The 21,547-nt window shown below is 40.0% G+C and carries 20 protein-coding genes; 5 read left to right on the top strand and 15 right to left on the bottom strand.

From position 1 onward, the window contains the following. Positions 1 to 2: 2 nt before the first annotated feature. From tuf to AACU95_RS05445, 8 genes are all read right to left on the bottom strand, one after another. Complete coding sequence (gene tuf, locus AACU95_RS05480) at positions 3 to 1,187, bottom strand: elongation factor Tu (protein ID WP_004249692.1); 1,185 nt, start codon at positions 1,185 to 1,187, stop codon at positions 3 to 5. A 67-nt stretch (positions 1,188 to 1,254) separates the two neighbouring features. Further along, the gene (gene fusA / locus AACU95_RS05475) at positions 1,255 to 3,369 is read right to left on the bottom strand and encodes an elongation factor G (protein ID WP_012368509.1); all 2,115 of its coding nucleotides are present in this window, start codon (positions 3,367 to 3,369) and stop codon (positions 1,255 to 1,257) included. A gap of 79 nt (positions 3,370 to 3,448) precedes the next feature. After that, on the bottom strand, positions 3,449 to 3,919 hold the full coding sequence (rpsG, locus tag AACU95_RS05470; RefSeq protein WP_004246897.1) for a 30S ribosomal protein S7: 471 nt from the start codon (positions 3,917 to 3,919) through the stop codon (positions 3,449 to 3,451). 99 nt (positions 3,920 to 4,018) lie between these two features. After that, positions 4,019 to 4,393, bottom strand: a complete 375-nt coding sequence (rpsL, locus tag AACU95_RS05465) for a 30S ribosomal protein S12 (RefSeq protein ID WP_004246896.1) — start codon at positions 4,391 to 4,393, stop codon at positions 4,019 to 4,021. Positions 4,394 to 4,520: 127 nt separating this feature from the next. Beyond that, the gene (gene tusB, locus AACU95_RS05460; protein ID WP_004246894.1) at positions 4,521 to 4,814 is read right to left on the bottom strand and encodes a sulfurtransferase complex subunit TusB; all 294 of its coding nucleotides are present in this window, start codon (positions 4,812 to 4,814) and stop codon (positions 4,521 to 4,523) included. Positions 4,815 to 4,844: 30 nt separating this feature from the next. Next, a complete protein-coding gene (gene tusC / locus AACU95_RS05455) occupies positions 4,845 to 5,213 on the bottom strand; it encodes a sulfurtransferase complex subunit TusC (RefSeq protein WP_004249124.1) in 369 nt (122 codons plus the stop codon). After that, positions 5,213 to 5,605 (bottom strand): sulfurtransferase complex subunit TusD, encoded by a 393-nt coding sequence (gene tusD / locus AACU95_RS05450; RefSeq protein ID WP_017628670.1) that lies wholly within the window; start codon positions 5,603 to 5,605, stop codon positions 5,213 to 5,215. Before tusD ends, tusC begins: the two co-directional genes overlap by 1 nt. Before the next feature lie 9 nt (positions 5,606 to 5,614). Then, on the bottom strand, positions 5,615 to 6,319 hold the full coding sequence (locus AACU95_RS05445) for a helix-turn-helix transcriptional regulator (protein WP_004246891.1): 705 nt from the start codon (positions 6,317 to 6,319) through the stop codon (positions 5,615 to 5,617). A 618-nt stretch (positions 6,320 to 6,937) separates the two neighbouring features. Here AACU95_RS05445 and AACU95_RS05440 point away from each other — a divergent pair. Further along, positions 6,938 to 7,819, top strand: a complete 882-nt coding sequence (locus AACU95_RS05440; protein WP_004246890.1) for a DMT family transporter — start codon at positions 6,938 to 6,940, stop codon at positions 7,817 to 7,819. Between the two features lie 52 nt (positions 7,820 to 7,871). Here AACU95_RS05440 and fkpA read toward each other — a convergent pair whose 3' ends face one another. After that, positions 7,872 to 8,621, bottom strand: a complete 750-nt coding sequence (gene fkpA / locus AACU95_RS05435; protein ID WP_004246889.1) for an FKBP-type peptidyl-prolyl cis-trans isomerase — start codon at positions 8,619 to 8,621, stop codon at positions 7,872 to 7,874. Positions 8,622 to 8,957: 336 nt separating this feature from the next. Here fkpA and AACU95_RS05430 point away from each other — a divergent pair, with 336 nt between their 5' ends. Beyond that, positions 8,958 to 9,176, top strand: a complete 219-nt coding sequence (locus AACU95_RS05430; RefSeq protein WP_004246888.1) for a SlyX family protein — start codon at positions 8,958 to 8,960, stop codon at positions 9,174 to 9,176. 71 nt (positions 9,177 to 9,247) lie between these two features. Here the strand turns inward: AACU95_RS05430 and slyD are convergent, their stop codons facing one another. The 4 genes from slyD to kefG form a co-directional block, all read right to left on the bottom strand. Beyond that, the gene (gene slyD / locus AACU95_RS05425) at positions 9,248 to 9,889 is read right to left on the bottom strand and encodes a peptidylprolyl isomerase (protein ID WP_012368511.1); all 642 of its coding nucleotides are present in this window, start codon (positions 9,887 to 9,889) and stop codon (positions 9,248 to 9,250) included. A gap of 89 nt (positions 9,890 to 9,978) precedes the next feature. Next, positions 9,979 to 10,182, bottom strand: a complete 204-nt coding sequence (locus AACU95_RS05420; protein WP_004246886.1) for a YheV family putative zinc ribbon protein — start codon at positions 10,180 to 10,182, stop codon at positions 9,979 to 9,981. A gap of 4 nt (positions 10,183 to 10,186) precedes the next feature. After that, on the bottom strand, positions 10,187 to 12,049 hold the full coding sequence (gene kefB / locus AACU95_RS05415) for a glutathione-regulated potassium-efflux system protein KefB (RefSeq protein WP_004246885.1): 1,863 nt from the start codon (positions 12,047 to 12,049) through the stop codon (positions 10,187 to 10,189). Beyond that, positions 12,039 to 12,599 carry a glutathione-regulated potassium-efflux system ancillary protein KefG gene (gene kefG / locus AACU95_RS05410; protein ID WP_004246884.1) on the bottom strand — a complete coding sequence of 187 codons (561 nt, stop codon included), beginning with the start codon at positions 12,597 to 12,599 and terminating at the stop codon, positions 12,039 to 12,041. Before kefG ends, kefB begins: the two co-directional genes overlap by 11 nt. Before the next feature lie 121 nt (positions 12,600 to 12,720). Between kefG and AACU95_RS05405 the strand changes: the two genes are divergently transcribed. The 3 genes from AACU95_RS05405 (at position 12,721) to AACU95_RS05395 (ending at position 18,853) form a co-directional block, all read left to right on the top strand. Then, positions 12,721 to 14,652 (top strand): ABC transporter ATP-binding protein, encoded by a 1,932-nt coding sequence (locus tag AACU95_RS05405; RefSeq protein ID WP_012368513.1) that lies wholly within the window; start codon positions 12,721 to 12,723, stop codon positions 14,650 to 14,652. 326 nt (positions 14,653 to 14,978) lie between these two features. After that, positions 14,979 to 16,670: a methyl-accepting chemotaxis protein gene (locus AACU95_RS05400; protein WP_074561557.1), complete on the top strand. Its 1,692-nt coding sequence runs from the start codon at positions 14,979 to 14,981 to the stop codon at positions 16,668 to 16,670. A gap of 455 nt (positions 16,671 to 17,125) precedes the next feature. Next, complete coding sequence (locus AACU95_RS05395; protein ID WP_012368515.1) at positions 17,126 to 18,853, top strand: methyl-accepting chemotaxis protein; 1,728 nt, start codon at positions 17,126 to 17,128, stop codon at positions 18,851 to 18,853. Positions 18,854 to 18,958: 105 nt separating this feature from the next. Here AACU95_RS05395 and AACU95_RS05390 read toward each other — a convergent pair whose 3' ends face one another. Both AACU95_RS05390 and AACU95_RS05385 read right to left on the bottom strand, forming a co-directional pair. Continuing rightward, the gene (locus AACU95_RS05390) at positions 18,959 to 20,503 is read right to left on the bottom strand and encodes a methyl-accepting chemotaxis protein (RefSeq protein ID WP_017827106.1); all 1,545 of its coding nucleotides are present in this window, start codon (positions 20,501 to 20,503) and stop codon (positions 18,959 to 18,961) included. A 148-nt stretch (positions 20,504 to 20,651) separates the two neighbouring features. Then, on the bottom strand, positions 20,652 to 21,512 hold the full coding sequence (locus tag AACU95_RS05385) for an SIS domain-containing protein (RefSeq protein WP_004246879.1): 861 nt from the start codon (positions 21,510 to 21,512) through the stop codon (positions 20,652 to 20,654). Positions 21,513 to 21,547 lie beyond the last annotated feature (35 nt).

Below are 21,547 nucleotides of genomic sequence, written 5' to 3'. Positions count from 1 at the left end.
AATTAACCTAATACTTTAGCAACAACACCCGCACCTACTGTACGGCCACCTTCACGGATTGCGAAGCGTAAACCTTCGTCCATTGCGATTGGGTGGATCAGTTCAACGATCATGTTCACGTTGTCGCCTGGCATTACCATTTCTACGCCTTCTGGTAATTCGATAGTACCAGTTACGTCAGTTGTACGGAAGTAGAACTGTGGACGGTAGCCTTTGAAGAATGGCGTGTGACGACCACCTTCATCTTTGCTCAGAATATAAACTTCTGATTCAAATTTGTTGTGTGGGTTGATTGAACCTGGTTTCGCCAGTACTTGTCCACGTTCGATTTCTTCACGTTTTGTACCACGCAGCAGAACACCTACGTTCTCACCTGCACGACCTTCGTCAAGTAATTTACGGAACATTTCAACGCCAGTACAAGTTGTTTTTGCGGTTTCTTTGATACCAACAATCTCAACTTCATCACCTACTTTGATGATACCACGCTCTACACGACCAGTAACTACTGTACCACGACCTGAGATTGAGAATACATCTTCGATTGGTAACAGGAATGGTTTGTCAATTGCACGCTCTGGCTCTGGGATATAAGAATCCAGTGCTTCTGCTAATTCAACAATTTTTGCTTCCCACTCTGCTTCGCCTTCCAGTGCTTTCAGCGCTGAACCACGGATTACTGGAGTGTCATCACCTGGGAAATCGTATTGAGACAGAAGTTCACGAACTTCCATTTCAACTAATTCTAACAGCTCTTCATCATCTACCATGTCACATTTGTTCAGGAATACGATGATGTAAGGAACACCAACCTGACGACCTAACAGGATGTGCTCACGAGTTTGTGGCATTGGACCATCAGTTGCTGCTACTACCAGAATAGCTCCGTCCATTTGCGCAGCACCAGTGATCATGTTTTTAACATAGTCGGCGTGACCTGGGCAGTCTACGTGTGCGTAGTGGCGAGTTGGAGTATCGTATTCTACGTGTGAAGTAGAGATGGTGATACCACGCGCTTTTTCTTCTGGCGCATTATCGATTTGGTCGAATGCACGAGCAGCACCACCGTAAGTTTTAGCTAAAACTGTAGTGATTGCAGCAGTCAGAGTTGTTTTACCGTGGTCAACGTGGCCGATAGTACCAACGTTAACGTGCGGTTTTGAACGTTCAAATTTTTCTTTAGACACGACTATATTCCTTAATATCGCTCCCTCTCACAGAGGGAGCGTAAACTAAATTGAACTCGAAAGGATCTTATTTCGCTTTACGAGCTTCGATAATAGCCTGAGCGACGTTGCTAGGCGCTTCGTTGTACTTCAAGAACTCCATTGAGTATGAAGCACGACCCTGAGTTTGTGAACGCAGGTCAGTTGCATAACCGAACATTTCAGCCAGTGGTACTTGTGCACGAATGATCTTACCAGTAGGTAGATCGTCCATACCTTCAACCATACCACGACGACGGTTTAAGTCACCGATAACGTCGCCCATGTAATCTTCTGGCGTTTCAATCTCAACTTTCATGATTGGCTCTAACAGAATCGGTTTTGCTTTCATGAAACCTTCTTTAAAGGCCATAGATGCAGCAATTTTAAACGCGATCTCTGAGGAGTCAACATCATGGTAAGAACCGAAGTGCAGACGAGCTTTGATATCAACAACAGGGTAACCGGCTAAAGGACCTGATTTCAGCTGTTCTTGGATACCTTTGTCAACAGCTGGGATGAATTCTTTAGGAATTACACCACCAACGATATCGTTGACAAACACATAGTTCTCTTCACCACCTGATGGTAATGGGCTAAGGTCAATAACAACATGACCATACTGACCACGACCACCAGATTGTTTAGCGTGTTTACCTTCAACGTCAGTAATTTCTTCGCGAATTGTTTCACGGTAAGCAACTTGTGGTTTACCTACGTTCGCTTCAACTTTAAACTCACGACGCATACGGTCAACTAACACGTCTAAGTGTAGCTCACCCATACCTGCGATGATAGTCTGTCCAGACTCTTCATCACTAGATACACGGAAAGATGGATCTTCTTGAGCCAGACGGTTCAGAGCGATACCCATTTTTTCTTGGTCAGCTTTAGTCTTAGGTTCGATAGCAACAGAGATTACTGGCTCTGGGAATTCCATACGTTCTAAGATGATTGGTGCATCAATTGCACACAGTGTATCACCTGTAGTAACGTCTTTCAGACCGATAGCAGCAGCGATGTCACCTGCACGAACTTCTTTAATTTCTTCACGTTTGTTAGCATGCATCTGAACGATACGGCCAAAACGTTCTTTTTTGTCTTTAACTGGGTTCAGAACTGTGTCACCAGAGTTTACAACACCGGAATAAACACGGAAGAACGTTAAGTTACCAACAAATGGGTCAGTTGCGATTTTAAATGCCAGTGCAGAGAATGGCTCTTCATCGCTTGAATGACGTTCTGCTGGAGTATCTTTACCATCTGGTAAAATACCTTTAATTGCAGGTACATCTGTTGGTGCTGGCAGATATTCAATAACTGCATCCAGCATCGCCTGAACACCTTTGTTCTTAAATGCAGAACCACAGGTAACCAGGATAATTTCGTTATCTAGAACGCGTTTACGCAGCGCAGATTTAATTTCTGCTTCTGACAGTTCTTCACCGCCCAGATATTTGTCCATCAGATCTTCTGATGCTTCAGCTGCAGATTCGATCAGGTTGTTGTGCCACTCTTCTGCTAGATCTTGTAAATCAGCAGGAATGTCTTCGTATTCGAAGGTGACGCCTTGATCTTCTTCATTCCAGCGAATCGCTTTCATTTTGATCAGGTCAACAACACCAGTGAAATCTTCTTCAGCGCCTACTGGGATTTGCAGTGGAACTGGGTTTGCAGCTAAACGTGTTTTGATTTGTTCAACTACACGTAAGAAGTTTGCACCCATACGGTCCATTTTGTTAACGAACGCGATACGTGGTACATGATATTTGTTAGCCTGGCGCCATACTGTTTCTGACTGAGGCTGAACACCACCAACTGCACAGTAAACCATAACCGCGCCATCAAGAACACGCATAGAACGTTCTACTTCGATAGTGAAGTCAACGTGTCCCGGGGTGTCGATGATGTTTACACGGTGAGGCTCAAACTGTTTAGCCATACCAGACCAGAATGCAGTAGTTGCAGCGGATGTGATAGTGATACCACGTTCCTGCTCTTGCTCCATCCAGTCCATTGTTGCTGAACCTTCGTGAGTTTCACCAATTTTATGGTTTACACCGGTATAAAACAGAATACGTTCACTTGTAGTGGTTTTACCGGCGTCGATGTGCGCACTAATACCGATATTACGATAGCGTGCTATGGGGGTTTGACGAGCCATTTTTTCCTCTCTCGTGGGCGTTCAATTCAGGTAAAGGACAGCATAGCTGTCCTGAAAAGAGTTGCGACTACTTCGCGGATTACCAGCGGTAGTGTGCGAACGCCTTGTTTGCATCTGCCATACGGTGAACGTCTTCACGTTTCTTAACAGCAGCGCCTTTGTTTTCAGCCGCATCAGATAATTCATTTGCCAGGCGAAGAGCCATGGATTTATCACCGCGTTTACGAGCAGCTTCAACAATCCAACGCATTGCTAATGCATTACGACGAACTGGGCGTACTTCAACTGGAACTTGGTAAGTTGAACCACCAACACGGCGGGATTTAACTTCCACAGTAGGACGTACGTTATCTAATGCGATTTCGAACGCTTCCAGTTCAGTTTTGCCTGAACGCTGAGCCAGGGTCTCTAGCGCATTATAAACAATAGATTCTGCAGTAGATTTTTTACCGTCTACCATCAGAATGTTAACAAATTTGGCCAGTAGTTCTGATCCGAACTTAGGATCTGGCAGAATTTTACGTTGACCAATTACACGACGACGTGGCATGGAAATACTCCGTTTAAAATTCAGGGTTGTCCAAAACTCGATGAGTTTATTTTGACATTAATTGTGAAAAAATGTTTGGCCTTACTTAACGGAGAACCATTAAGCCTTTGGCTTCTTCACACCGTACTTAGAGCGACCTTGTTTACGGTCTTTAACACCGGAACAGTCCAGCGCGCCGCGAACAGTGTGGTAACGCACACCTGGTAAGTCTTTAACACGACCACCACGGATAAGGATTACGGAGTGCTCCTGCAAGTTGTGGCCTTCACCACCGATGTAGGAAGAAACTTCGAAACCGTTAGTCAAACGAACACGGCATACTTTACGCAGTGCTGAGTTTGGTTTTTTAGGAGTGGTAGTATATACACGAGTACATACGCCACGTTTTTGCGGGCAAGCTTCCAGAGCTGGAACGTTGCTTTTAACAACTTTCGAGCTACGAGATTTGCGCACCAGCTGATTAATAGTTGCCATTTAAAAAAAGCTCCTGGTTTTTGCTTCGTAAACACGGATTTGAACTCTGTCTTGTCGACAAGACAAAACATGAGGACGCAGAATTTTATTGCTGACGAGCTCATGTGTCAAGAATTATACAGCAATTCTACGCGCCCCAGTGAATTTGTTGGGGGTGTTTTACCGTTAAATCGACAAAATCACCATAATTGATAAGTTTAATCTGATGAGAAACCTGATCTTTTAGGCCTCGCGCGAGAACATCATCAATTAATGCATAAACAGAAATTTGCTGAGCCAGACAATAAATTAATAAAGGATTATCTTCAAGAACGGCTAGTACACCATCTTGGATTAATAAAACTTCATCATGCTTTGTCAATAAAGACAAAAATGCGTCCAAATCACTTTGGTAAATAGAGACGGAGTAAGTATACAACATAACCGTTCATCCTTCTTGACTAACTCATCATTAAAAACGTAATACCACGTCATAGTGACTCAGTTTCTGAGCAATCTCTTGAGCTGTTATAACCTTGGCGTCAAGAATAAACATTGTTTGTGACGATAAACCACGATGAGCTAGATCTTCTTGTGATATATAGACGTTTGTCACATCATACAAGGGGAGGACTTTAAATGTAGCTGCATGATGACGAGAAAGAACGCCTTCAGGCTGTTGATTTTCCAGTAATTGGAACACGCCATCAGAAAGAAAAAAAACACCTATATTTTCGGTTAAGGCGGAAGTTGCTAATAGCGCATCTAAACCTTCACGCCCAGCACTATTACCATGAGGTGCCTGAGTAAAGATAAACGCCACAGAATTCATTTTCTTCATTAAAACTGCACCACACGATCACAAGTTAACATCGCTTGAGCGAGGGCTCCTAAGCCACTTAGCTCAAACTTTGTTGCCATATTGCTGCTCAGTAACCCCTGCTCTTTAGCTTGTTGCTCATCAACAACACCACGCCGTAATGCTGCAGCAACACAAACCTGCAAAGGGATATTGTAGCGTGAAGCCAATGCTATCCAGGATTTTGGCAAGTCAAATTCATCACTTGCGGGTGAGACCAATTGATTAGCATTGGACACACCTTCACGATAAAAAAATACTTGTGCGATGTGATGACCTTTTTCAAGTAACGCTTTAGCAAATAAATAAGCGCTAGAAGCTTGTTCCGTGCCATAATGTGGCCCAGTCACCAGCAAGCAATATGTCAGATTCATCGTATTACTCTACTCTCCATTTTTAAATTGGCGGATATAGAGATACACAGTATGTTTAGAAATATTCAGTCTATCAGCAACTTGATTTATCGCGTCTTTGATATCAAAGATCCCTTTCTCATAAAGATTTAACACCACTTGTTTATTTTTCGCATTATTAGCCACTTCACGATCGTTATTCACTTCTTCAATCGTAAATTCAAGTGTTTGTGCCACGAGATCATCGACAGAAGAAGCAAAATTCACATCAGAAGCCACTTCATGCGTTTCTTCAGGAATAAAGGTTTTAATAATCTCAGAGAATGGGACATCAAGGTTCATATTAATACATAATAAACCAATAACACGGCGCTCACGATTACGAATAGCGATCGTAATTGATTTCATCAAAGCGCCACTTTTTGCACGGGTAAAATAAGCTTTTGAAAAACTTGAATCTTCATCTGTAATATCATGCAACATTTGTAATGCTAAATCGGTAATAGGTGAACCAATCTTACGGCCTGTATGTTCCCCATTCGCAATTTTAACCGCTGAACATTTCAAATCTTCCAGAGAGTGCAATACGATTTCGCAGTGATGACCAATTAACATGGCTAAACCATCTACTGCAGCCTCATATGACTTTAAAATTTCGTGATCAGTTTGAGTAAAAGGTCGGCTATCTAATTTTTCAAACTCGTTGCTGTCACCATAGAATAACGGGCTAGACATTTGATTATATAATCCTTAAAGGCTTTAATTATGATAATGACTTGAGGTCTTATTATTTATAATGATTCATCTTCATGAATCAATTCAATATTAAAATTTAAATATAAAGTCCTGTACAATCTTGACGTTAAATCGTCAAGGGATCTACGTCAAGAGTCTTAGAATAAGAGCTTTGTCATAGGTCACAGCTTTGCTTTATTTTCTTTCTATTTTTACATTACTCACGCATTTCTCTTGATAAAATTACCCTATTTCGGGGATCAAGAAAAAGATCAATGAAGCTAAGCACACCAGTTATATTTAAATATTATGCTATTTTAAGAAGTTGTTAACCCTATTAATATGCTAATTATCTAAAAATTTTAACAAATATTATAAAATATCGATCCGCTGGTGAAACCGACTATATCTACATTTTCTCTCGCTTGTTTTATGCAAAAGTTGCTAGAAAAACAGTTTACCTTTAGCACTGTTATGCACTTCTATAATTTATCTGGCTAGAATATATTCATTACTATATGTATGCAGAGAGATTATTACTATTGATTCTCCTATCAGAATGACATAACCGTTATCTCGACATTACTGCTGTTTCTACACACTTTTACAGGTTTACTTATGTTTTTAGGTCAATATTGGGCAAAGTTTGCCCCTACTACGCTTTTTGTTCTACTTTGGAGTAGTGGTGCTATTTTTTCTCGTTGGGGTTTAGATAATGGCAGTTCATTTGCCATTTTGACTTGGCGTTTTGTTATTGCATTACTGTTTCTTACCCTACTTTGTCTCCAACGTCGCCAATTTCTTCCCCCTAAAGGAAGCCGTTTAAAAACAGCATGGGTTGGATTGCTCATTATCGGTGGTTACTCTATTTGTTACTTGTTAGCGCTCGCTAACAGTATTACACCAGGGATGCTCGCCACTATTATGGGTATTCAGCCGATCCTCACTTTATGGATCATTGAACGACACTTTACTGCGAGTCGGTTATTAGGACTATTTATTGCTTTGATAGGATTAGTATTAGTGGTTGCGCAGAGTTTATTTAATACTTCACTCTCATTAACAGGAATGATTTATGCACTCATTGCACTCCTCTGTATGAGCTTTGGCGCAATTTCCCAAAAGAAATTACAATTAGCGCCTATGGAGGCATTGCCGATACAATATGTGGTTAGTTTAACGCTATGCTTATTATTTATTCCATTTCAACCTATGCAGCAATCTTGGGATATTGGTTTTATTGTTCCCGTACTTTGGCTAGCAATTATTATTTCTGTCGTGGCACAATTACTACTCTACCGACTGTTAACTGCAGGTAATCTGGTTAATGTGACTAGCTTATTCTATTTAGTACCGGGAGTAACTGCGTTAATGGATTATATCTTCTTAGGCAATAAAATGTCTTGGCTTAGCTTAGCGGGGATGGGCGCCATTATTATTGGTCTTATTTTTGTATTTAAAAAGTCTAACTCGATGATTGTTGAAGAAAAAATAAAATAAACAAACAAAAATGCTGGAATAGTACTCCAGCATTTTTTCATTAAGCAACTGATTATTTGTCGCTTTCAACACTCAGCAATTCAACTTCAAAGACTAATGTTGAGTTAGCTGGAATGCCACTCGTTGCACGTTGACCGTAACCTAATTCAGGTGGAATAACTAACTTAATTTTTCCGCCTTCTTTAATGTATTTCATACCTTCAGTCCAACCTGGGATAACACTTTTCAGGCTAATAGTTAAAGGCTCTTTACGATCATAAGAACTATCAAATTGTTTACCGTCAATCAGCATACCTTTATAGTTCACAGTAACGCGATCGGCATCTGTTGGTGTTTTACCTTTACCTGGATTTTCAACTAAATACAGTAGGCCTGATTTAGTTTTAACAACACCTTTTTCAGCCGCAAATTCTGTACGGAATTTATCACCAGCAGCTTTATTCTCTGCGGCTTCTTTTTCCATTTTCGCCGTTGCAACTGTACGTACTTGATCTTCAAAAGCTGCCAGCGTTAATTCAATTTCTGCATCTGATAATTTAGATTTATTATTAAAGGCATCTTGAACACCGGCTAATAATTGTTTTGAATCTAAATTAATACCGATATTTTTTTGTTCTGTTAATGCAGCTTCCATATAGCGACCCATTGACGCGCCTAAAGCATATGCATTCTGCTCATCCTGAGTTTTAAACGCGCTATTTAATGTTGGTACTTTAGCTGTCTCTTCTGCCAGTGCATGAGGTGCACTAAATGCAAATGCTAAACTTGTTGCCAACAACGTCGTTTTTAATAAAGATTTCATCCCGTTCTCCAGTTTATGTTAGTGAGTCACTACGCGTTGCAAACGATCATCTTAAATCTTAGCAAATACGTTTTGCATCACTTCTTTCTGTCGTTGCGGAGTAGATCTCATCCGCGGGTAACAATTTTATATGAATTAAAAATATTTGCCGACACCCACAACCGTTAATGTTAGGATTTTCGTCAGCACAGCGTGTTACCACATTAACAAAATAGTCTTTTAACTCAAACCAGATTTATGTCTTACTGTGTATATATCAGTAAATAATATTAAATTTTACTCAGTAATTCACTATATTAGTCATTATATGACATCACATAACAAGGAGAAAAAACCATGGACATTAAGGAAATAGAAGAGTTACTTATTCAATTAGAGAGTAAAATTGCTTTCCAAGATGCCACCATCGAAGAGTTAAATCAGGTGGTCACACAACAACAAATTGAAATTAGTCGTTTTAAAGAGGCCTTAAAAATCGTCACCGAACGATTGAAGTCATCCCAATCATCAATGCTCGCTCGCCCTGAAGATGAGACCCCACCACCTCATTATTAACTTCAAGTGAGACTGTAGGCAAGAACAAAAAAGGAGCGTTATCACGCTCCTTTTTCAATGGTTTCACAAGATTAATGTTGGCAACCACAACCGCCATGACCGTGGCCGTGACCACCTTTTCCATGACCGCCACCACAACATCCACCTTCTTCACCGTGATCGTGATCATGACCATGACCATGACCACCACCACAGCATCCGCCTTCTTCACCGTGGCCATGTCCGCCACAACACTCATGACCTTCATCTTCACCATGAACATGACCATGAGCTAATTCTTCTTCCGTGGCTTCACGGATAGCAACGATTTCTACATGAAACTTCAGGTTTTGACCCGCTAACATGTGGTTACCATCAACGATAACTTCGTCACCCTCAATACCGGTAATTTCTACTGGTACTGGGCCTTGATCTGTATCAGCTAAGAAGCGCATACCCACTTCTAACTCATCAACACCAACAAAAACATCTTTCGGTACACGTTGAACTAAGTTTTCATCGTATTGGCCATATGCGTCATCAGAAGCGACTTCAACGTCGAACTTCTCACCAACTTCACGACCCGTTAATGCATTTTCTAAACCACTGATTAAAGAACCACGGCCATGTAGATAGTCTAGCGGTGCACTCACCGGGGACTCATCAACTAAAACACCGTCTTCTGTTCTTACTTGATAAGCCAGACTAACTACCAAGTCGTTTGCTACTTTCATGACATCTCCTACATACCCGTGGGCAAAATTTTCCCGATTGTAACGAAAAATAAATCGTCTGTATCGGGTTATATCAAAAAAACCTACAATTATTGTGGTGTAAAGATCCCGATGACCTGTTCATTTTCACGCACAAGTGCACTCACCTCACCGTCTGTTTGCCTTTGCTGATGACCACATTGAGCGCATTCCACAATATCCACTTTATCTTCTCGCCACATTTTGAGTGTATCTTGGGCTTGACAGTGGGGACATACTGCGCCAGCAATAAAACGCTTACGGGTTGCAGACATGGGGTCAGTTCTCCTGTTTATCAATGGGTCTTTTTTCTCTATTTACTTGAGGGATAGCATCAGTTAACGATTCGTCCCAAATATCAGGCTGGTGGTGCTCTTGTCTCATCTCTTCATTAAACAGCTCTTCTAATTCACGACGAGCCTCTTTAACACGTGAAACATTCGAGACTTCTTCAGGTGATTCGTCCACCAACTTTCTTAATAACTGCATATCTAGACGACGAAAATGCTGTTGTGCACGATAGGCCTGATGTGGGTGCATACCAAGTTCAATTAAAGTTTTACGTCCTAGCTCTAAAGCACTCGAGAAGGTTTCTCGACTAAACTCTGTCACCCCTGCTTTTAACAGCTCATGTGCTTCAACACGTCCTCTTGCTCTGGCAATAATTTGTAATTGAGGAAAATGGCGCTGACATAAATGGACAATTTCCATTGTCGCCTCAGGCTCATTACTGGTGATCACAATGGCTTTCGCGTGTTCAGCCCCCGCAGCACGTAATAAATTCAAGTCTGTCGCATCGCCATAATAAACTTTATAACCATATTTACGCATGGTACTTAAACTACCAACGTCATGCTCTAATACGGTCACGTTGACTTTATTTGCCATAAGTAGGCGCCCGACTACCTGCCCCATACGACCAAAGCCCACCAGGATCACTTCTGGATGGTTATTTTCAACAAAAGGCTCTTCGTCTATCTTTGCATCATTATAACGGCGCGATAACACGGCGTCTGTCATTTGCATCACAAGTGGCGTAGTCATCATTGAAAGCGTTACGACAACCAAAAGTAATGCCATCTGTTCACTATTTAATACCCCCATCGCCATAGAGGTAGAAAAGACGACAAAAGCAAATTCACCGCCTTGGCTTAATACGGCTGAAAATTGCAAACGTGTCGAAAAGCGTAATCTCGCTAACCAAGCGATACCATAAAGTACCAACCCTTTAATCAAGACTAAAATAACAACGCCCAGTAACACTTGCGGTAAATAACGCCACAATATACCTATATCGAGGGACATGCCGACGGAGATAAAAAACAACCCTAGCAATAAGCCTTTAAAAGGTTCAATCGAGATTTCTAATTCATGACGATATTCAGAGTCAGCTAATAATACCCCTGCAATAAAAGTTCCCATCGCCATGGAAAAGCCAATCATTTCCATAAAGAGTGCTGACCCTAATACCACTAATAGCGCACCGGCGGTAAAAACTTCTCTCACACCCGATTTAACAATTAAGCGAAATAGTGGGCGCAATAAATAGCGGCCACAAATTAATAATGCAGCGAATGAGACTATTTTTAGGGCAATACGATACCAATCACTACTGGCTGTTTCGCCAGCAAGTAAAGGGATCACCGCAAGAATAGGAATAACGGCCATATCTTGAAAGAGTAAAACCGCAAAACCCAACTGCCCTCCTTCGTTATGATTCATTCCTTTTTCATTCATCAATTGTAAAGCCATCGCAGTTGATGACATGGCGATACCTAGGCCACCAATCAATGCTGCTTGCCACGAAAAAGAAGTTAAGAGTAAAAGTAGCCCTGTGATAACAGATGCAGTAAAGACAACCTGCATGGCGCCGACACCAAATATTGCTCGCCGTAACTCCCAAAGCTTAGCTGGATTTAACTCCAGCCCAATCAGGAACATTAAAAAAACAACCCCTAATTCAGAAAAGTGTAAGATGTAATCAACATCTTTAAATAACCCTAATCCCCAAGGGCCAATCGCAATACCAGCAATTAAATAGCCTAATACCGCACCAATTTTTAAGCGTTGTGCAATGGGGACCATAATCACGGCAGCACATAAGAAAAACAGCACGGCTTTTATCATCCAATTACCTTCCATCCGCGTGTTCCCCCTCTAACGGTGCTTGTAACCATTGGCGATAAGCATCACTAATATGCCCTAGTGTTGTTTTGGACTGTTGCCTTGCGGAGTAAATAATCATCGGCGATAACCAGCGCATACCACACATTTCCGCCATTAACTCGATAGGACGCAATAATTCAGATAGTGTGTAGTGATTTTTACCATTATGTTGATAAGCATGTTCAGGCTCACCAGTAGTCACCACACAACGGAATGTTTTTCCTTTAAGTTGAGCTCGTCCAACTTTATTAGCAAAAGGACGCGTGAGCACTCTATCTTGCCACTCTTTTAATAGCGCAGGACAACTATAAGTTTGTAATGGAAACTGAAATACAATGACTTGATGTTGACACAATAGTGCTTGCTCACGGTGAATATCGATAAAAAAATCAGGGTAAGTGGCATATAAATCATGAATTGTTATATTTTCCAGATCCCTCACCGCACGCAACAACGCTTTATTGGCGATAGATTGACGCGGCTCGGGATGGACATACACCAGTAAAACATTTGATGCGTTTGACATCATTCCTCCTTACAAAACGTGTCAGAAACCTTTTTTTCCGTTACCATGCACGCATTGTGACCAACTGTTACGAACAACTTACTCTATATATTAATTTACATACTCTTAATAGACGACATTTATGATTGTTTTTTCTTCTTTGCAAATTCGCCGCGGTGTCAGGGTATTACTTGATAATGCCAGCGCAACGATTAATCCAGGACAAAAGATTGGTCTTGTGGGTAAAAATGGCTGTGGCAAAACCACACTGCTCTCTTTATTAAAAGGGGATCTACAAGCTGAAGCGGGTAATGTGACATTTCCTAGCACTTGGTCAATGGCATGGGTAAATCAAGAGACACCCGCTTTAGACGTTCCTGCCATTGATTATGTTATTGATGGTGATAGAGAATACCGCGAATTGGAGCGTCGTCTACAACAGGCGAACGACAATAACGATGGTCATGCTATTGCCCTGATCCACGGCCAACTCGATGCTATTAATGCGTGGACTATCCAATCACGTGCAGCCACATTACTTAATGGCTTGGGATTCAGCCAACAACAACTCACTGAGCCAGTAAAATCATTTTCTGGTGGTTGGCGAATGCGCTTAAACTTAGCACAGGCACTAATTTGTCGTTCTGATCTATTACTACTTGATGAACCGACTAACCACTTAGATTTAGATGCGGTAATTTGGCTAGAAAAATGGCTAAAAAGTTATAATGGTACGTTGATTTTAATTTCCCACGACCGAGATTTTCTTGATCCGATTGTGGATAAAATCTTACATATTGAACAAGAGAAAATATTTGAATATTCAGGTAACTACTCTTCGTTTGAAATGCAACGTGCAACAAAATTGGCACAACAACAAGCACTCTTTGAAAATCAGCAAGCAAAAATTGCCCATTTACAAAGTTTTATTGACCGCTTTAAGGCGAAAGCAACTAAAGCCAAACAGGCACAAAGCCGTGTCAAAATGCTTGAACGTATGGAGCGAGTGGCGCCTGCGCACTCAGATAACCCGTTCCAGTTTAGTTTTCGCCAACCAGAAAGCTTACCAAATCCGCTTCTGTCTATGGAAAAAGTCAGTGCCGGTTACGGTGATAAGATTATCCTTAATAACATCAAACTTAACTTAATTCCCGGCTCACGAATTGGGCTCTTAGGCCGTAATGGTGCAGGTAAATCTACATTAATTAAGCTGTTAGCTGGAGAATTAGCTCCACTACAAGGAAAGGTTGCCCTTTCCAAAGGGATCAAATTAGGTTATTTCGCCCAGCATCAGCTGGAATATTTACGTGCCGATGAATCTGCATTACAACATTTAACTCGTTTAGCGCCACAAGAGACTGAGCAAAAATTACGTGATTATCTAGGAGGGTTTGGTTTCCATGGTGATAAAGTCACCGATGCATGTGGCCAATTTTCTGGTGGTGAAAAAGCACGTTTAGTTTTATCGCTACTGGTTTGGCAACGCCCAAATTTACTACTAATGGATGAACCAACCAACCACCTTGATTTAGATATGCGACAAGCATTAACACAAGCGCTAATTAGCTTTGAAGGTGCGATTGTTGTGGTATCCCATGACAGGCATTTATTACGCTCAACCACAGACGATTTATATCTCGTCCATGACGGTCAAGTAGAGCCATTTGAAGGCGATCTTGATGATTATCAGCAGTGGTTAGTTGATCAAAATCGCCAAGAGACTCAAGCTAATAAAACGCAACCCGATCAAGAAACAACAAACGTCTCTAACTTAACGGCTCAAGATAAAAAAGAGCAAAAGCGTAAAGAGGCGGAGTTTAGACAACAAACTCAACCTTTGCGCAAAAAGCTAACCACATTAGAAAGTAAAATGGATAAGCTTAGCCAAGAGCTGACCGCCATCGAAACTGAGCTTTCTGATAGTCAAATTTATGAAGCGAAGAACAAGGCGACGCTTACCGATTGCTTAAGCCGTCAAAGTATTGCCAAATCGGCTTTAGAAGAAGTTGAGATGGCGTGGATGGAATTACAAGAAAAACTAGAAGAGATGACCAACGCTTTTGAGTCTCAATAACTATTTTTCATTAATGCCTAAAAAGGAACTATTAAAATAATATAGTTCCTTTTCATTAAAATACATTTAAAAAATTTATATAACTCATTTAACTTAACGCCTTTATTTCCTGTCACATTAGCACGTTTTACACAAAATTATATCCTCACCTTGTACGCAATTATCCAATTTAAATAGTTATCTATCATTTATTTACCCATTATTTGTATTAAGTAAGGGAAATACTCATTTTCTAGCTAAAGTTTTTAATCTACCAGCCGAATTAATCATTCTGCTAAGTGGAGCTCCCACTGGCGAAGAAAAAGGCCAAGCTAATAGGTAGGGTTATGTTAAAACGAATTAAAATCTCTCAAGGTTTAATGTGTGTCCTGACTCTGTTTTGTATTATTCAGGTAATATCTGGAGTACAAAGCATTCACGATGCCTACCAAACTCAAAACAAATTAAAACAAATCTCATACAGTTTCGACCAGTTACGCACTATGGATAACACCTACGCGGCGTTAAATACTTTACGTACTGATATTATTGCGCAGGCGTTTAGTTATATTGCTAATCCACAGGTGGAAGATGCCAATATTACTACATTCATGCAAACAATGGATGCACGTAAGGCAGAGGTGGATACGTTGATGAATGAATATGTCGAACTATCTGCACAAACTGGATTTGATCAGCAACGCATGGCAGAGATCAAACAACTTTATCAAAAAAGTCGTTATGACTTAGATCTTCTTGTGCAATATTTAAATGAACGTAATACCAATGCAATTCGTTTGATCTTAAAAAGTCCAGCCAACGATAACTTTACTAATTCATTATATGAAGCAACAGATTTCATTACTGATGACGTTGTTAATCCGTCAGTGATTGAAGCAGAAGATAACTATCACGAGATGCTATGGATAGCCTCCCTATTCATGGGTATATTCCTGATATTTACGACATTAGTGCTCTTTTGGATCCGTAAACATATTATTGTACGCATTAACCAAATGATTGAATATCAAGAGGCGATTGCTAGTGGAGATTTAATTAGTCGCATTGACCATGATATTACAGGCCGCAATGAAATTGACCAACTTATGTTGGGTTTACAACAAATGCGAGCACGCTTAAAAGAAATGGTTAGCGCTATCCGTAACAGTAGTACAACGATTTATAGTGGTGTTCAAGAAATTGCCGCGGGTAATAACGATTTATCAAGTCGTACCGAAGAGCAAGCTAGTGCTTTAGAAGAAACAGCTTCCAGTATGGAACAGCTTACTGCAACAGTCAGAAATAATACCGAAAGCGCACGTGAAGTCACTCAGTTAGTCATGAGCACAGCAGATATTGCCGTTCAAGGTGGTGAGCATAGCAATAAGATGGTGATGACCATGACAGACATTGCCGATCGTTCGCAAAAAATTGGTGAGATCACCGCAGTGATTGATGATATCGCTTTTCAAACCAATATATTAGCACTCAATGCCGCAGTAGAAGCAGCCAGAGCCGGTGAGCAAGGACGCGGTTTTTCTGTGGTAGCCAGTGAGGTACGTAATTTGGCGCAACGTAGTGCGGAGGCGGCAAAAGAGATAAAAGAACTCATTGAATCAACTATTTTACGAGTAAAACAGGGTAATGATCTTGTCGAACAAGTCAGCTTATCTATGGGAGAGATCGTCACATCGGTTAACCATGTATCAGGCTCGATGAAAGAGATTTTAGCAGCATCAGAAGAGCAAACTCGTGGCATTGCTCAGATTAGCCTTGCAGTTAATGAAATGGATAAAGCGACACAACAAAATGCCGCGATGGTGGAACAATCTACAGCGGCTTCAGCAACACTAAGTGAACAAGCCTCAATGTTAGATATGATTGTAAATACCTTCAAGGTAGAACAAGTCGCGGTTACATCACCACGATCACCAACATTCTCGGCTAAGCCAGCTGAACCGGAAATAACAAAAACAGCAACAACATCCACAATAAAATCCCATCATCCTGAAGCCGATGACAATTGGGAAAGTTTTTAAGCTAAATAACCTACAATAATATTAACCTGCAACAAAGTTTAAATAACACGTTACATCTGTATTAAAGACCTCTACCGTTAATACCTTCAATCAAATAAGATTGGAGGTATTTCTTAAAATCAATTATAAATTTTCCCATTCTATATAGGTTATAAAAGTCAGACAGCACTTTGATTGCTGATATTTTTCTTTCTCATCAATCATTAGAAACTTTTAATTACTAATAATTCGCCTTGCTAATAAATCATTTTTTTCCTCTAGCACCTTACACCAATCATTAGAAAATTTTAGTTATTAGCGGTTAATTAAAGCGAAAAAAAGCAAAATAAGTCGTTTTCAGTCACAAAATAGATAAAAAAAGTAAAGTTTTCAATTATTAAGCCGAATAAATTTAACTGATGTATGTTTGTCGTTCCTTGCTCTTTATCCTACAAATTAATGAAATAGGTAAGGCTATGCTTAAACGAATAAAAATATCTAGTGGCTTAATGTTTATTTTGATCTTGTTTTGTGCCATTCAGTTGTTTTCTGGTGCTACAGGCATTCGTGATGCTTATTTAACTAATAAGCGAATTTCACAGTTAGCCGATGGTTTTGAACAGATAAAAACCATGGATTATGGTTATGCCGCATTAAATAAATTACGTGAAGATATGCTTAATGTAATGTTTGATGCTCATCTCACCCCAGATCTTGCTGAAAGCAAAATTACAGATTTCCTCTCCTCTTACCCTCAACGAAAAAAAGAAGTCTCTAGCATTATTACCCAATATTTTACCTCCGCTGAAAATGCCGATTTTGATCGCGAAAAAGTGGCGAAAATGAAAAAACTATTTCAGCGTGTCATTTACGATCTTGACCAGCTCGTTTCATGTTTAGAAATACGAGATTATTACGGTTTCCAATCTCTTTATGCTCACAATACGAATGAGCGGTTCACACAATCACTTTATGAGGCAACGGATCATCTTAGCGATAATGTCGTCAACCACGCTATAGAAGCCGCACAGGGTAATTACCAACGCGCGTTGATCTTCGCGTTTATTTTTATGTCGGTATTTATCTTATTTACGGTGTTTGTCATGTTGTGGATACGCCACCATATCGTGTTACGTATTAAACAAGTCATTGATTATATGTCAGATATCTCACAAGGGAATTTACTTGAAAATAGCACCATAAAAGCCAAAGGTAATAATGAGATAGACCAACTTATTAATGGAATACAGTATATGCGGTCTGAATTATCACTGATAGTCAATGCTATTCGCGGAACAAGTCATCATATTTATAATGGTGTACAAGAGCTCAGTGCTGGTAATAACGATCTATCTAGTCGTACTCAAGAGCAAGCGAGTGCTTTAGAAGAAACCGCTTCTAGTATGGAGCAACTAACCGCCACAGTAAAAAATAATACTGAAAGTGCTCGTGAAGTATCACACCTTATCAATCAAACCTCTAATATTGCCAGTAAAGGGGGGGATGTTACCCATAGAATGGTAAAAACCATGAACGATATTGCACAAAGCTCTCAAAAGATTGGCGAGATCACAACGGTTATCAACAGCATTGCTTTTCAAACCAATATATTATCACTCAATGCTGCGGTAGAAGCGGCCAGAGCAGGAGAGCAAGGACGTGGTTTTTCTGTTGTTGCCACAGAAGTAAGAGAATTGGCGCAACGCAGTGCAGAGGCGGCAAAAGAGATCAAAGAGCTTATTGATGCGTCGATTAACCGCGTCAAACAAGGTAATCAACTGGTTGAACAAGTCAGTACTTCAATGGATGAGATCCTCACATCAGTTAAACATGTTGAAAGCTCAATGACTGAAATTTTATCTGCATCAGAAGAACAAACGCGAGGCATTTCTCAAGTCTCCTTAGCCGTCACTGAAATGGATAAAGCGACACAACAAAATGCCGCAATGGTGGAGCAATCTTCTGCTGTAGCGAGTTTACTAACCGAAGAGGCGGGTGATCTTGAGCAAATTGTTGAGCAATTTAAAACAGCGGAAAGTCTATTTTCGAAGAAGAGTACATTAACAAAACCCGTTGAGAAATCAGCCAATATTGGGTTATCGCCCATAAAAGAAAATCAACAAGACTCAAGAATAAAAGAGCCAAAAAACCATAACCAATCGACATTCAAAGAAGATGAAGATGATGATTGGACAAGTTTTTAACAAGTGCTAATCTATTTATATGTATATCAACACCTCATAAAAATGAGGTGTTTTATATTATCTGTAAGATCTTTACCTATTTCTTTATTCGACTTTTCTTATTATTTAGTGAAATACATGAATGGCTTTTACTAAATAATTCGTTTGTTCTTTCATTTCTCCGGAAATTAACGACGCTTTAGAGACATAATCTGCATTTTCATGTGTTATTGATTCTAACTGCTCTACAGCTCGACCAAGCTCTTTTAATCCTGCACTTTGTTCTGATGATGCAAGGCTGATTTCACCAATAAGACTCGTGACATTTTTTACATGAACCACAATATTTTCCATTGTTTCCACCGTCTCATTCACTTGCTTTGAGCCAATCTTAATATTGTTACTTGATGTATTAATCAATGCTTTGATCTCTTTTGCCGCCTCAGCACTACGTTGTGCTAAATTACGCACCTCGCTGGCTACCACAGAAAAACCGCGTCCTTGCTCTCCTGCTCTGGCCGCTTCCACCGAAGCGTTTAATGCCAATATGTTGGTTTGAAATGCAATACTGTCAATGACACCAATAATATTACTGATACGCTCAGAACTTTTCGCAATATCGTCCATCGTATGCACAATAGTATCCATTGCTGTTCCGCCTTGTATTGCTGCCTTGCAAGTCATATTAGATAAATTATTAGCCTGCCCTGCCGTTTCACTATTATTACTCACCGCTGTGGTTAATTGATTCATGGTTGACGCAGTAGTCTCAACATGACTTGCAGTTTGTTCAGTCCTCGTATAGAGATCACGATTCCCCGCTGCTAATTGATCACAAGAAAAAGCAACTTGATGGATTTGATGACTGACATCGTTCACAAGCCAACGAAACATCCGCCCTAATTGGTTTACAGAACGTTGAGTCATACCAATTTCATCAATACGATCAAGATAATCAACGTTGTGTTCATCACCTGTAGCCACCCGATTAGCATGTTTATTAAGGATCATAATCGGCTTCACTACTTGAAAATAAAAAATTCGCTCATTGGCTATCAATAGTGAAAGTAAGATAGCGGTATGAATGAATAAACCCCAACCATTTAAACCAGCAAACCAAACACTTAATAATATAAAAGGAAATGGTAATAAGAGAAGTAAGCGTACACGCTGCTTTAGTGCGAGTGTTTGTTTCCATGAGCGCCAACTTTTCCAGCCCTTATAAATGAATGCCCCCTTAGAAAAAGTGTGAGAGGGATATTTACCTTGGTTAAAAGCGGCATACAGTGCTGCGGCTTGTTCTACTTCTTCTTTTTTTGCCGCCGTCCTCACTGACATAAAACTTTGAATTTTACCTTGACGAATAATAGGGGTGACATTAGCCCTTACCCAATAATGATCGCCATTTTTGCGCCTATTTTTAACTATTCCCGTCCAAACCTCCCCCTGTTTTAATGTTTTCCACATGTCTCTAAATACATCAGCAGGAATATCTGGATGTCTGACAATATTATGGGGTTGCCCCATTAACTCTTGTGCTGAAAAACCACTGACTTCAACAAAATCCTCATTAGCATAAATAATATTGCCATTAACATCGGTTGTTGACATCAGTGTTGCGTTTTCAGCTACCGGATATTCTCGCTGTGTCACCGGTTGATTGTTACGCATTAGTTACTCTCCTCGTCATTGAAATGAGATATCTCAATAAAAAAACACGTGCTAAATAACTAACGTTTCGGCTACAAAGAGAATAACTTTAGAAATAAGTGTAAATATTAACTTTTAAATATTAAAAATTTGAATCAGTTCAAATAAATTAATCATCCAGACTATTAATTAGTGCTTGAGAGCTTAATACTAAAGCCTTCGCATTTTCATCACGCTTCTTTAATAATGCCATAAAGATAAGATCGGTAATGGTGTTTTGTGCAGTGCGAGAAGAAATAGCAGCACTACGCCACTCACCTTCATCAGCAATAGTTTCTAATATATAATCGGCCATCAGACCTAGTGGTGAATGTTTTTCTCCTGTGATCGCTATAATTTTAGCACCTTGTTTTTTAGCCACAGATGCAGCGACCAGCATATCTTTTCTTTTGCCACTGTAAGAGATCACAATTTGTAAATCCCGAGGGCTTAACATCTGAGCAACAGAAATTTGTACATGGTGATCAGTTTCAATTAAAGTCGTAATACCTATTTTCTGTAATTTATAACTTAAATCTCTGGCAACTAAACCTGATCCACCAATACCTATAATTTGTACCCGAGAGGCGTCATCAATCTGTTGGATCACTTGTTCAAACTGGTGATAATTAATTTGACGTGTGGTATCCCGAATTGAATTATTTTTTTCTTGTGCTAATTTCTGCGCAATAACAACCAGGCTATCCTCTGAATCTATTTGGTTATGTAATATGCTGGAATTTTTTTCTGAATTAGCATTTTTTCTCCCTAAATCTTCACTGATAGCCAGCTTTAAAGAAGGAAATCCTTTAAATCCTATCTTTTGACTAAATTTCACTATTGCTGATTGGCTGACTCCCATAATTTCGGCTAATTGCTGTGATGATAAAGTCACGATTTTTTCAGGGTGTTCTAAAATATAATCCGCTATTTTACGTTGATTTGTCGCCATCCCTGGTTTTATCCACGCTATCTTCGTTAATGTAGGCATAATGACATAATCCACTTAAATTATACTATTTTTAT

Origin of the sequence: Proteus sp. G4415, assembly GCF_963896075.1 — a bacterium.
Lineage (GTDB): Bacteria > Pseudomonadota > Gammaproteobacteria > Enterobacterales > Enterobacteriaceae > Proteus > Proteus mirabilis.
Note: the sequence above shows the minus strand (reverse complement) of the source record. Positions and strands in the feature narration are given on the sequence as shown.